The sequence below is a fragment of the Atribacteraceae bacterium genome, assembly GCA_035477455.1.
Taxonomy (GTDB): domain Bacteria; phylum Atribacterota; class Atribacteria; order Atribacterales; family Atribacteraceae; genus DATIKP01.
The window spans coordinates 1-11,019 of the sequence record DATIKP010000023.1 but is presented as its reverse complement, the minus strand read 5'-3'; the positions used below and the strand labels follow the sequence as shown (position 1 = coordinate 11,019).

Here is an 11,019-nt window from a genome sequence, read left to right as displayed (position 1 = left end):
CTCACCTCTTTTCCCGGTAGACCAGTTGGATGCTCCCAGCCCGGGGTTCTTGCCTGCGCGCGGCGCGCAAGCAGGCCTGGACGGTCAGCCGCTTTTGGGGGGACCCGTCGACTGGGGAAGGATCGGGAAGAGGAGCCAGCGCCGCAGGGTTTCATGAGCAATGAGAGAGTTCCAGCACTGCTACTACCCGGCGGACACCAGTTCAAACAGCATGGAAAAACTGGTCTCTCGCAAAGCCGCGGGCACGCAGGAACTCAGTGGAAAAATACTTTGATACAGAGCGTTTCTGAGTTGATTACGCGAACCCTACTCAGATTCGCAACAATTTAGGGGAGGTGTAAGTCATTGTCCGTTGACAGTTCAGTTCCTCTATGACCCACCTCTCTCCTGCTATGCCTTTTCTCGTCCCCATCCGCTTCGCGGATCAAGCGGTTGAACAGGAGGACCCGCCCTGCCGGGTTCAGATCCTCCACTCCCCGTCCGTCCGGGCCGAAAATTCCGCTACCAACAACGAAATAGTCGGCTCCGGCTTCCCGGGCCAAGCCGATCGTTTTCCCGTCTAGTCCTCCGTCGATACCAATCCAGAAATGTCCCATTCTCCGAATCCGCTCTTCCCGGAGGAAGCGCACCTTGGCCAAGGTGTCTGTAGAGAATGGTTGCCCTCCAAATCCCGGCGGCACGGCCATCAGCAAGGCCAGTCGGACCCGGTGAAGAACGGGGAGCAGATACTCGACCGGTCGATCGGGATTCAACGCAACTCCCGTCTCAGGGCCGCTTCGTTCGAGCAAGGCCAGGGTTTTTGCCAGATCTCGCGAGGTATCCTCCTGGACGATGATCATTCGGGCATAGGAAAACAGGGATATACAATCGTCCGGGTTGTCTGTTTCCAGATGAACGTGGAGGGGAAGTCGACTGACTTTTGCCAGGTCGGCAACATTCTTCGGACTAAAAGCGAAGTTTCGAACATAATGCCCATCCATTACATCAAGGTGCAAGGAATCGGCCCCGGCCGATTCAACCGCTTTAGCCGCCTTCCCGAGTTCCGCCGTATCTGCCGAAAGAAGAGAGGGACTGAGATGGTACCGACGGTCATAGCGAGGTCCGGACATGGTCATCTCCAATGTAAAAAATGGTGATCGGTGATGGGACAAACCTTCCTCGCACCCTCGCTTCCTCAATCCAAGGTGTCTGCCACTCCCCCGGCGTTACGTCACTTTCACCGAAATCGTTAATCACGAAGGATCAGTTCGGTCAACTCATAGTAGAGGCTGGTCTGGCCCGCTTCGAGCATTTCCGGATCCCTGATTTCCACCACGATCGGAAACATTTCCTCTTCAGCAAGCAGGGTTCTGATCACGGTCTGTCCGTTTCGGGCTATTTCCACCCAGTAGGCTTTCAAGCCGAAGCGGGTTTCCGAAGAAGATACGGTGTAGGTCAGCGTCTCCCCTGCTTCGCTGGTCTCCCATCGAAAGCCTTCGGACATCTGTCCCCCGGTCATCAGCAGGGGTAAGAACATCGCCTGTGAGGCTAAAAGAGGCCCATATAAGGTCATCAGGGTCGGGTTGGCAAAGAAGAGAGTTCCGAAGGCATCCCCGATTTCCTCGGTTTTCGTCACCATGGTCTGGCTGAACGAAGAATCACCCATCTTGAAGTCGATCTTGATCTCCAGCTGATCGTCCGCCTTCGGAGTCGTTTCGATCAGCATATACCCGGCGGTCACCTCTCCACTTTCCTCCATCCGCATCTCGTAGCGTTGGCGTTCAATCCGGCTCAGGTCCGTCCCGCCAAGACATCCCTGAAGAAAAAAGGCTGTGACAACCGTCATGACGATGATCGTACTGTTTACCAACTTATTGCGCTTCATGGTTGAATCCCCCCTAAGGGTTAACCCTGCGTTCCTACCCTTTTGGTATTGTACCACCAAACGGTAAAAAAGACAGTATTGTACTTACTCCCCCCTCCCGCCGGTAGTTTACCACCCTGTATTCGGATATAATACGAATCGATGACTCAGTGAGGCAAAGGGGTGCGGTTTACGGAAAAGCGGGCCAGAACAATGAAGCAACCAGCCGAAAAGCGAATACTCGAAGCGGCGGAGAAATGTTTCGCCGAAAAAGGGTTCGAGGGATCCCGGGTGGAAGAAATTGCTCAAAAAGCCGGGGTGAACAAAGCTCTCCTCTATTACTATTTTAAAAGTAAGGAAGAGCTTTTTCGGGAAACGGTCCGGCAAAGTCTGCTTACAGGATTCACTCTACGGGATAATCTCTTCACCGGAATACTCCCAACCGATTCAACCGATATGGGAAAACGGCTGCAGAAGGCCTTTTCCTTCGTAGAAGGAAAAAAAGACGTGTTCCGGATCCTGATTATGGAAGCGGTCAAGTTGGGATCGGACAAAACGGGCTTGTTCGACATGATCGAACAGGTGATTTTTTCCCGGATCAACCGCGTTTTACCGGACACCGAGATCCGACATTGGAGCAAGAACCGGCTCTTGTTGTTTTGCTTTGTGATTGTTCCCTTTCTGGCGTTTATTGTCCTCCAGGAACCGTGGAGTGCATACTATAACGTCGATGCCCAGAAGGAAAAAAAGGAATTCATGCGTCTTTTCGAAGAACTCCTCACCCGTTTTCTGCACCAACCGCAATGAGCTCCCTATCCCCCTTTCCGAAGACTATACCGTTTTCCACTCAGTATGCCTTTCCCTAAGAGAAAGAACCAGTCGGCGCAAAAAATAGAGGTCTACTTCTCGAAGCACAGGAAATCTTCCGCAAAAGGGTCGCGGTAACAGGCGTATCCCAAGGCCCGGCACCCATAACATGACTCGTGCCGGCAGGTCCGGCACTTTCCCTGTAAGCGATTCCGGTCCCGGACCTCTTCGAGAAGCGGCGACCGCCCGACGATATCCCACAACGATTCGCCTATCAGGTTCCCCAGGGGGTAGAGAAATCGGCGACAGGGTAGCAGAGTACCTTCCGGCATGATACAAAACGATTCTCCCAGGTTACAGGCGGCTCCCAGAATCTCCCGGTCCCCTTGTCCGGGTCTGATCCAGAAAGCCCGGTAGGGAGCCAGATCCGCCAAAGAAGAATCCATGTCGCAGCACTCAACAAGCGTCGTTACAAAGTCCCGCCATTCGGCTGGGCTCAGAATACCGTCTCTCAGGTTCCGGCCTTGTCCCTCCGGAATGAACCGTTCAATGATCAAACCATGGAACGATTCCTCTTCAACCAGTTCGAGCAAAGGCACCACCTCGTCGATATTATCAGGGGTAAGAGTATTCATGACGATCACCTGGAATCGTCCGCTATCCCGCGTTCTCCTGAGCGCTTCGAGCGCTTTACGAAACACTCCCCGACCCCTGATGCGATCGTTGCTCCGGGAAGATGCCCCCTCCAGGGAGATTTTGATCGTGCTTAGTTTAGAGAAAGCAGCCAGCCTATCGATACTCTCCCGGTCAAGGAGCAGTCCATTGGTGATGATCATCAGTTCGGTCACCGGTCGGGCGGTTTCGAGGACAGCGAGCAAGCGATAGAGTTCCTCGGCAAGCATTAAAGGCTCCCCGCCGGTGATGTTGATTACGCCAGAGGCCCCTCTTGCCTCCAGATCAGACAGCAATCGGGAGGCAAGAGCAAGTAAGTCAACTGATGCGGGATCCTGGAATTCCGACTGGTAACAATGAAGGCAGCGCAGGTTGCAACGGTTGGTAAGGTGCCATTGAAAATTCACCCCTTCACGGCACCGCCAGCCAGCCCCTGGACCAATTGTTTTTCAATCAACAGAAACAGGATAATCACCGGGATCATGGCCAGAATAGCCGAAGCCATCAGGTAATGCCACTGCACGGTCCAGCGACCCACGAAATTATACAGACCCAGGGTCAGGGGACGTTTATCCATGGAGGTGATGAAGGTAAGGGCGAACATGAATTCATTCCAGGCCGTGATAAAGGTATAAATCACCGTGGTCACCAGACCGGGCATGGCAATCGGGATCACCACCCGGGAGATGGTTTGCAGGCGGGAACACCCGTCGATCAACGCCGCCTCTTCAATTTCCCGAGGGATACTCCGAAAATAGCCGGCCAAAAGCCAGGTGGCAAAGGCCAGAGTAAACACCCCATTGGTAAAGATCAGTGACCAGAGATTGTCCAGTAGGCCCAGTTGGGCAATAGTACGAAACAGGGCAATGACCACGATGATCGGGGAGAACATCTGAACGACCAAGAACAAATACATCATGAACCCCTTAATACGAAATCGCAGACGGGCCACCGCATAAGCCGCTGGAATGCACATAGCCATGTTGATGGCGGTCGTTCCGAATGCGACGATAAAACTGTTACGGAAATATGCCCAGAGGGGGTATTTCGTCCAGATAACCGAAAAATTCTCCAGTTGAACATTCCGAGGTATCCAGTGGGGAGGAGCGGCGTAGACTTCCTCCAAAGGCTTCAAGGCGGTGGATATCGTTACAAAAAAAGGAAAGAGCAAAACAGCCAGAATAAAAACGATCGCCGGATATACCAGGTATCGGTATCCTTTCATGGTTATGCCGCTCCTTCTCGAAAATAGCGACGCGCATAAGCAATGCTCACCGTCAGAAGCATCATAAAGGTGATCACAGCCATAGCCGCAGCCGGTCCCCATCTCTGGTACAGAAAAGAATATCTATAGATATGGGTAACCAATATATCGGTGGTCCCGGCCGGACCGCCCATAGTCAGTATCCAGATGATGTTGAAGCTATTGAAGGTCCACAGGGTGGACAAAAGGGTCGCTACGATCATTATCCCACTGAGGAGCGGCATGGTCACATAACGGAATTTCAACCAGGAGGTTGCTCCATCCACCTCGGCCGCTTCGTACAATTCCTGGGGAATGGCCTGCAAACCAGCCAGAAAAACCAGGGCCATAAAAGGAATCCCGCACCAGATATCCACCCAGATATTGGCTAAAAAGGCCGTTCGGGGAAAAGCCAGCCAAATGGGCGGATCGGAAATCCCCAGTACCCGTAATGTATGGTTGAGTAATCCAAAGTCAGCATTATAGGTCCACTGCCACATCATGGCGCTGATCGGAACGGAACTGGCCCAGGGAATGATCACCAGGGTCCGGGCCAGTTTTCGACCGGTAAATTTAATATTAAGGAGCAAGGCGATGATCAGCCCGATAGCCGTCTTTACCGAAACGGATAGAGCAGTCCATACACAGGTTCTGATAATGATTTGCCAAAAGTCCGGCCGCCCGGCCAAAAAGCGGTAGTTCCCCAGAGGATCGAAAGCCATCAGTTGTCCAAGCCGGTTTACCTGAAAAAAGGACATGAGAATGACGGAAAAAATCGGATAGAACATGAAAACAATAAGAAACACCGTTGCGGGGAGCAAAAGAAGGTAGGCAAAGGTGGACTCCGTTTTCCAAAATTTCCCTTTTCTGATCATCATCTCTTTCTTAACGAAGGGCGGAGTTCTCACCCCGCCCTTCGTTTCTTCCCGTTACATACCGCGAAGAGCGTCTATTTCCGCCGCCGCATCGTTCATCCCTTGTTCGGGGGTTTTGATGCCCAGGAATATCGCGCTGATGTTGTCCCAAATTATATCGTTGGCTTCCGGCCACTCTTCCATCAACGGCCAGCCCTTGGCTCCGGGAATCTGCTCGACCATGACCCGGTATACCGGAGTCTGGAAGTAAGGCTCATCAGCCAGGGACTTGGTCACCGGGGGGAATCCGACCAACTTGTCGAATTCGAGGCGCCATGGGTCGGAATAAAAGAAATCAAGGAACTTCCCAGCTTCTTCCTTGGCCAGCGAAGTATTGAACATGACCATGGAGTCGGTAACGATCAAACTGCTCTGAGGCTTTCCTTCAAAGTGAGGAAGAGGAGCTACGCTCCATTCAAAGGGCACATCGCGTGCTTCCAATATCGCGGACGTGAATCCTCCGCTCATGAAGAACACAAGATTTCCGGCTGCAAACAGGTCCTGAAGTTCATCACGCGAGTAAGCGGTTACTCCCGGCTGAGTCACTTGGTGGGTATTCACCAGGTCGTTCATGAATTGCATCGCTTCCAAGCCGGCTTCGTCGTTAACCGTGGATCTTCCATAGGTCCCGTCAGGGAGTATTTCAAAATAGTACCCGTCGTTGCCAAACAAGTAATACGCATGTTCGGTTAACTCCGGATATAACATGCCGCTCATTCCCACCGCGTTAATGCGTTCTTCCGGGTTGTGTACTTTCAGGGCCATGTCCAGCATTTCTTCAAACGTTTCAGGGGCTCTTTCAACAATATCGGACCGGTAATACAGCAATCGGGTACCGGCGGCTACCGGCAGACCATAGAGGACACCACCGATAGTTCCTTCCCGAAGCGCCGGATCGATATTGGCGAGCGTTTCATCGCTCACCCATTGCGCAATCGGTTCCACTACTCCCATTTCCATGAGGTCCAACAACCAGCGGGTTCCGATCACGGAAAGATCGGGAGCTTGCCCACCGACGACAAAGGTAATCAAGCGGTCAAAGAATTCGGGCCAGGGCGTAGAGATGATTTCGAGATCGATATCGGGGTGGGCTGCTTCAAACGCCTGTTCCAGGTTCACGGCATAGTCCGGAGTCAACCCATCATATTCGGCCCACATGACCCGTACCCGGGTCTGGGCCGAGACCAACCCGCTCACACTCAGTACACAGACAAGAATTACCGCACAGAGCAATGCGATTTTTTTCATTATTGTACACACCTCCCATTCTGTTCAGACTCGTTCCCAGTACCACTTGCCTACCGGTTTCCTCGCAGACTCACCTCCCCTTACACGATTTTCATGCTACGATTATAAACGTATCGGTAAGCAACAATCAAGATGCTCTCTTGCTATTCTACCCCTACTTCCCGTATGATTGACCATATGATCCACTTCGCCATCGACAAAGTATTCAACATACTACAGGAAAATAAAAAAAATTGGCAAGATATGACCCTCGAACCCCTAAACAATAATCCCTTTCTCGTGTTGGCCGGTTGTCTACTCAGCCTCCGAACCCAGGACCCGGTCACCCGCCGTGCGACGGAACGGTTGTTCGCGCGAGCTGATACGCCGCACTCCATCCTGCTTATTCCGGAAAGCGAACTGGCCAATCTCATCTATCCGGTGGGCTTTTACCGGCAGAAAGCACGGTATTTACGGGAAATTTCCCATATCCTCGTCGAGCGTTACGACTCACAAGTACCCGACACCTTAGACGAGTTGCTGCAGCTTCCCGGCGTCGGCCGAAAAACCGCCAATCTGGTGCTGACCAAGGGATTTGGTCTACCCGGCATTTGCGTTGATACCCATGTCCACCGGATCACCAACCGCTGGGGCTATGTCCGGACCAAAACCCCGGAACAGACGGAAATGGCCCTGCGAGACAAACTCTCCCCCCCATATTGGATTCCGATCAACACCGTGCTGGTTCTCTTCGGCCAGAACGTGTGCCTCCCCCGCCGTCCGCGCTGCCTTCAGTGCCCGATCGAGACGTACTGCGAAAAACACCAAGTGGAGTCAGGGAAACCGCCTTCCGGCCTGCAGCAGGGAGTGAGTCAATGATCGCCACTCTTTTTTTGCTCATCCTGGTTCCCCTCGGATACTGGTGGCTGATTCGGCTCCGGTGGAACGATTTCCCGCCAGCGGGAGTCGTATTTCTTTCTGGCTATGGCCCCGCCTTTCTCCTTCCCCTCATCCTCCCTTACCGCCTACTCGAAAAAGCCCTTTACGACCGGATTGCCGGTCTGGGAAACGTCTGGTTGATCAGTGTCCTCATCACCGTGCTCGAACTTTCCCTCCTCGCTTTCCTGATCGACCGCCTTTACCGTCGCCTAAAGCCGCAACACGCCACCGCCTTATTTCCCTTCTGGCTGTTCATCGGGATCGGCTTCGCCCTGGGGAAAATCACCCGCGACCTCCTCTTGATTTTATTCCATGACCTCTCCCGCTTTTATGGATACAGCCAGTTTTCCACCTTTCCAACCGGACCTTTTCTGATCCAAAGACTCCTGGAGATCGTCTTCGGTGTTGCCGCCTGCGCCTTCCTGGCGTTCGGCCGGTACCGGGACGTACCCTATCCCATCCGGCGGTTCGTCGGCTTTGTTCTGTTGTCCTTTTTCATACTCCAAATGGAGATTGTCCCCCGTCTCCTCTTTCAGTTCATACCGTTCCTGTCCCTGTTCACGCAGGCCTATTTAGTCAGCCTGCTCCCCCTCCTGTGTATATTAACCCTGGGAATTCTCTGGTACGCTTACCGCCGGGAAGAAAGGAGAGAGGCCCTATCCCGCGAAACCGAGCGATTGACTTCAGCCTGACCGTCCTTTTTACCGTCACCATACTCTTGTTCTCCCGGACTCTTTTCGCCCTGGACGCCGGTGTGATTCGCTATGCCGTCATGGTCGGCGAAGAAAAAGGCGGAGAGGTCCATCACCTCATCACTCGTGATGAGGTGACACTGACCCTCCGATCGCTTCTGGTCACCCGAGACGGCGAAACCTGGGAAGACAGCGGAGTGGTCATGGACAGTCAGACTTTACGCCCTCTGTCCAGCCGGAAGAATATTCCCTACCCGGCCGCCGGCGGCGTTTTAGAGCTGGACACCCGTTATCAGGAACATGCGGCTTCGATCCGCCTCAGATCACCGGCGGGGACGAAAGAGGCTTCCATCCCTCTTATCGGACCAACCTATGACCTGGAACAGATTCCGTTATTGTTCAGCCTGCTGGATCCTACGGCGATCGAATCGCTCAATGTCTCCATTCTGGTTCCTATTTCGGGAATGGTGTGGCGGGGACGACTGCGAAGAGTGAGCGAGGATACAGAATCAATCCGTTTTCGGTTCACCCTGGCCGGAGAAGTGCTCTATTTCCGGTTCAGCAGGGAAGCGCCTTATCTTCCGCTGGAGATCGAGGCTCCGCACCGGGGGTACGTGTTGAGGAAGGTTGAAGGTAGGCTCTGACCCGACGCCCGAAGCGGCGTCGGTTCGTCAATTATTCATTGAGTGCGGGAAGGGAAAGGTAGATGATTTCCCCGGCGACAAGTGGCGGTTCCAGGATCCAGGAGCACAACCCGTCCGGGCAGCGCGGATTGACCAGTTCAAGAAGGTGGCGGAAATCGAGAGTGGTTAAACGCCGGAGGCGTCCCAGCGGTTCGAGAGTGCCGATTTTATGCCCGTCCAGAAGCAACGGACCATAAACCGGGTAACCGGTGGATTCGAAGTAGACAAAACCCATCCGGAACTGAAAACCGACCCCCAAACCGATCTGGCACCCGGAAAGAGTCAAGAGTAAAACAATACTAACCATGCCCAAGATGATCAGATGTCCGGTAGACTTTTTCAAAACAATCATCGCGCCGCCCTAACGAATGGTAACAACCTGTCCGGAAAAGTCAAAATAGAAATCCTGGACAATAACCTCCCATCCGGTATCGACCCGAACGGTATAGGTTCTACCGATCCTGAGGTCGTCCACATATAAACATTCATTCGGCCACAAATCCCCCTCGTACCTTCCATCGAGAAAGACATTACCATAAACAGACGAGTGGTCGGAACAAATATTCACAGATCCGAAACGGGGTTCCGGGGGCAGAATTTCTACTGTACAGCCCGTGAGAAACATACCCAGAACCGCTACACCAAGAAGAAAAATCAAATAATTTCTCTGAGTCTTTCTCATAATGACGACACACCTCCCATTGGTTATCAGTATACCATGGACGGAGTGAAAAAGAAATGACCAGTGAGGCGGCGGGTTAGCCAACAAATCTTTTTCAGCAAGATATCTGCGCAAGGGAGCAGGGGGATATACGCAAAACCAAACAACGCCCCACGGCCGTGGGGCGTTGTTTGGTAATATTTTTCAATAGTTTTTCGGGAATTTCAACAGTTCAAAATATGGTTCCCGGCGATAGACTTAGAACAATCCGGGCCACTCAGTGAGATCAAGAACTGTTGGTCCTGAGGGATTGAGCTGAATAGATCTTGTTGCGCTTATGAAACCATCCTCATCAATAATGTAGAGATTAACAATTCCCCCACAGGGCATGTTCGGTATGGTTAGAGCAGACATAGCCGTGAGATAGCCCACAGGTTGAGCATTGATATACACTGTTCCATAAACCCATACATTCCGTGAAAATAACTGAAGACTACAAGGCACCACCGGCGGTGGCCCCACTGGCCCAGGCAACGCCGGGGCGCATCCCGCGATTACCAACGAAATAAGGAGAAGAACCAGCCCAACCAACCCCCACAGTTTTTTCATGACGAATCCACTCCTTTCGGGTTTTTCATACCAAGCCACTATAGCGTTTAATGCGTTACTTTGTCAATATAAATAAGTTTATTTCCCAAACACTTTACCGTTCCCGATGCCCCCCGGCGCAGGCGGTCCATGATCGCCCGGCCCAGGCCCCGCTCCTCCAGCGGCAGAACGAGGGCCCGGCGGATCTTCCGGGATTCCAGTCCGCGGAGGACGCGAAAGAGGTTCGCCGCCGCTTCCCGCAGATCTCCCTCCCGACTGAGAGCTATGACCTCCGGCGCCCCTTTCCGATCGTCGGTCAGGGCAATGACCGCTATACCGTCAAGATCGGAAAGAGCCAGATCAGCCGGATTACCTTCGAACATAAACAGGGGGACCCGGGGAGCGTAATGCCGTTCCAGGGTTCCGGGAGAGAGGATCGCTCCCCCACCGCTGCGTTGATCGCCAAACGGTCCGGCGGCGGCCTCCAGGTCTTCCAGACTCACCCCGCCGGGACGCAGAAGGAACAGCTTTTCCCCTTCGGCCAGAACCACCGAAGATTCCACACCAATCGAGGTCTGACCACCGTCAAGGACCAGGTCGATCCGTCCGGCGAGGTCGTCTAAAACGTCTTCAGCCCGGGTGGGGCTGACCCGGCCGAAACGGTTGGCGCTGGGCGCGGCGATCGGGCCACCGGTTTCTTCGATCAGGCGAAGCGCCACGGGATGGGCGGGAACGCGTACCGCGACAGTG

13 protein-coding genes are annotated in these 11,019 nt (G+C 53.4%); 4 read left to right on the top strand and 9 right to left on the bottom strand.

What is annotated here, in order from left to right; all coding sequences use genetic code 11:
* Positions 1 to 326: 326 nt before the first annotated feature.
* Positions 327 to 1,178, bottom strand: a complete 852-nt coding sequence (locus VLH40_01170; protein ID HSV30619.1) for a ribulose-phosphate 3-epimerase — start codon at positions 1,176 to 1,178, stop codon at positions 327 to 329.
* Between the two features lie 50 nt (positions 1,179 to 1,228).
* Positions 1,229 to 1,864, bottom strand: coding sequence for a hypothetical protein (locus VLH40_01165; protein ID HSV30618.1), 636 nt, complete (start codon positions 1,862 to 1,864; stop codon positions 1,229 to 1,231).
* A gap of 192 nt (positions 1,865 to 2,056) precedes the next feature.
* Between VLH40_01165 and VLH40_01160 the strand changes: the two genes are divergently transcribed.
* The gene (locus VLH40_01160) at positions 2,057 to 2,650 is read left to right on the top strand and encodes a helix-turn-helix domain-containing protein (protein ID HSV30617.1); all 594 of its coding nucleotides are present in this window, start codon (positions 2,057 to 2,059) and stop codon (positions 2,648 to 2,650) included.
* A 92-nt stretch (positions 2,651 to 2,742) separates the two neighbouring features.
* Here the strand turns inward: VLH40_01160 and VLH40_01155 are convergent, their stop codons facing one another.
* The 4 genes from VLH40_01155 to VLH40_01140 are packed head-to-tail and all read right to left on the bottom strand — an operon-like array spanning position 2,743 to position 6,727.
* Entirely contained in the window at positions 2,743 to 3,729 is a 987-nt protein-coding gene (locus VLH40_01155) for a radical SAM protein (GenBank protein ID HSV30616.1), read from the bottom strand.
* Positions 3,726 to 4,547 (bottom strand): carbohydrate ABC transporter permease, encoded by an 822-nt coding sequence (locus VLH40_01150; GenBank protein ID HSV30615.1) that lies wholly within the window; start codon positions 4,545 to 4,547, stop codon positions 3,726 to 3,728. The genes VLH40_01155 and VLH40_01150 overlap by 4 nt, the downstream gene beginning before the upstream one ends.
* A 2-nt stretch (positions 4,548 to 4,549) precedes the next feature.
* On the bottom strand, positions 4,550 to 5,473 hold the full coding sequence (locus VLH40_01145) for a sugar ABC transporter permease (GenBank protein HSV30614.1): 924 nt from the start codon (positions 5,471 to 5,473) through the stop codon (positions 4,550 to 4,552).
* Positions 5,474 to 5,494: 21 nt separating this feature from the next.
* Positions 5,495 to 6,727: a sugar ABC transporter substrate-binding protein gene (locus VLH40_01140; GenBank protein HSV30613.1), complete on the bottom strand. Its 1,233-nt coding sequence runs from the start codon at positions 6,725 to 6,727 to the stop codon at positions 5,495 to 5,497.
* Positions 6,728 to 6,904: 177 nt separating this feature from the next.
* Here VLH40_01140 and nth point away from each other — a divergent pair, with 177 nt between their 5' ends.
* The 3 genes from nth to VLH40_01125 all read left to right on the top strand — a co-directional run bounded on the left by nth (position 6,905) and on the right by VLH40_01125 (position 8,981).
* Entirely contained in the window at positions 6,905 to 7,585 is a 681-nt protein-coding gene (gene nth, locus VLH40_01135; GenBank protein ID HSV30612.1) for an endonuclease III, read from the top strand.
* Entirely contained in the window at positions 7,582 to 8,337 is a 756-nt protein-coding gene (locus VLH40_01130; GenBank protein HSV30611.1) for a hypothetical protein, read from the top strand. The genes nth and VLH40_01130 overlap by 4 nt, the downstream gene beginning before the upstream one ends.
* A gap of 62 nt (positions 8,338 to 8,399) precedes the next feature.
* Positions 8,400 to 8,981 (top strand): hypothetical protein, encoded by a 582-nt coding sequence (locus VLH40_01125; protein HSV30610.1) that lies wholly within the window; start codon positions 8,400 to 8,402, stop codon positions 8,979 to 8,981.
* A gap of 31 nt (positions 8,982 to 9,012) precedes the next feature.
* Here the strand turns inward: VLH40_01125 and VLH40_01120 are convergent, their stop codons facing one another.
* From VLH40_01120 to VLH40_01110, 3 genes are all read right to left on the bottom strand, one after another.
* Positions 9,013 to 9,372 carry a hypothetical protein gene (locus VLH40_01120; protein HSV30609.1) on the bottom strand — a complete coding sequence of 120 codons (360 nt, stop codon included), beginning with the start codon at positions 9,370 to 9,372 and terminating at the stop codon, positions 9,013 to 9,015.
* A gap of 9 nt (positions 9,373 to 9,381) precedes the next feature.
* The gene (locus VLH40_01115; GenBank protein ID HSV30608.1) at positions 9,382 to 9,702 is read right to left on the bottom strand and encodes a hypothetical protein; all 321 of its coding nucleotides are present in this window, start codon (positions 9,700 to 9,702) and stop codon (positions 9,382 to 9,384) included.
* 635 nt (positions 9,703 to 10,337) lie between these two features.
* The coding region (locus VLH40_01110) for a Sua5 family C-terminal domain-containing protein (GenBank protein ID HSV30607.1) at positions 10,338 to 11,019 on the bottom strand (682 nt) is incomplete at its 5' end.

Coding starts and splice junctions, on each gene's coding strand:
- VLH40_01165 (HSV30618.1), bottom strand. CDS start 1,864: ATGAAGCGCAATAAGTTGGTAAACAGTACGATCATCGTCATGACGGTT.
- VLH40_01160 (HSV30617.1), top strand. CDS start 2,057: ATGAAGCAACCAGCCGAAAAGCGAATACTCGAAGCGGCGGAGAAATGT.
- VLH40_01150 (HSV30615.1), bottom strand. CDS start 4,547: ATGAAAGGATACCGATACCTGGTATATCCGGCGATCGTTTTTATTCTG.
- VLH40_01140 (HSV30613.1), bottom strand. CDS start 6,727: ATGAAAAAAATCGCATTGCTCTGTGCGGTAATTCTTGTCTGTGTACTG.
- nth (HSV30612.1), top strand. CDS start 6,905: ATGATCCACTTCGCCATCGACAAAGTATTCAACATACTACAGGAAAAT.
- VLH40_01130 (HSV30611.1), top strand. CDS start 7,582: ATGATCGCCACTCTTTTTTTGCTCATCCTGGTTCCCCTCGGATACTGG.
- VLH40_01120 (HSV30609.1), bottom strand. CDS start 9,372: ATGATTGTTTTGAAAAAGTCTACCGGACATCTGATCATCTTGGGCATG.
- VLH40_01115 (HSV30608.1), bottom strand. CDS start 9,702: ATGAGAAAGACTCAGAGAAATTATTTGATTTTTCTTCTTGGTGTAGCG.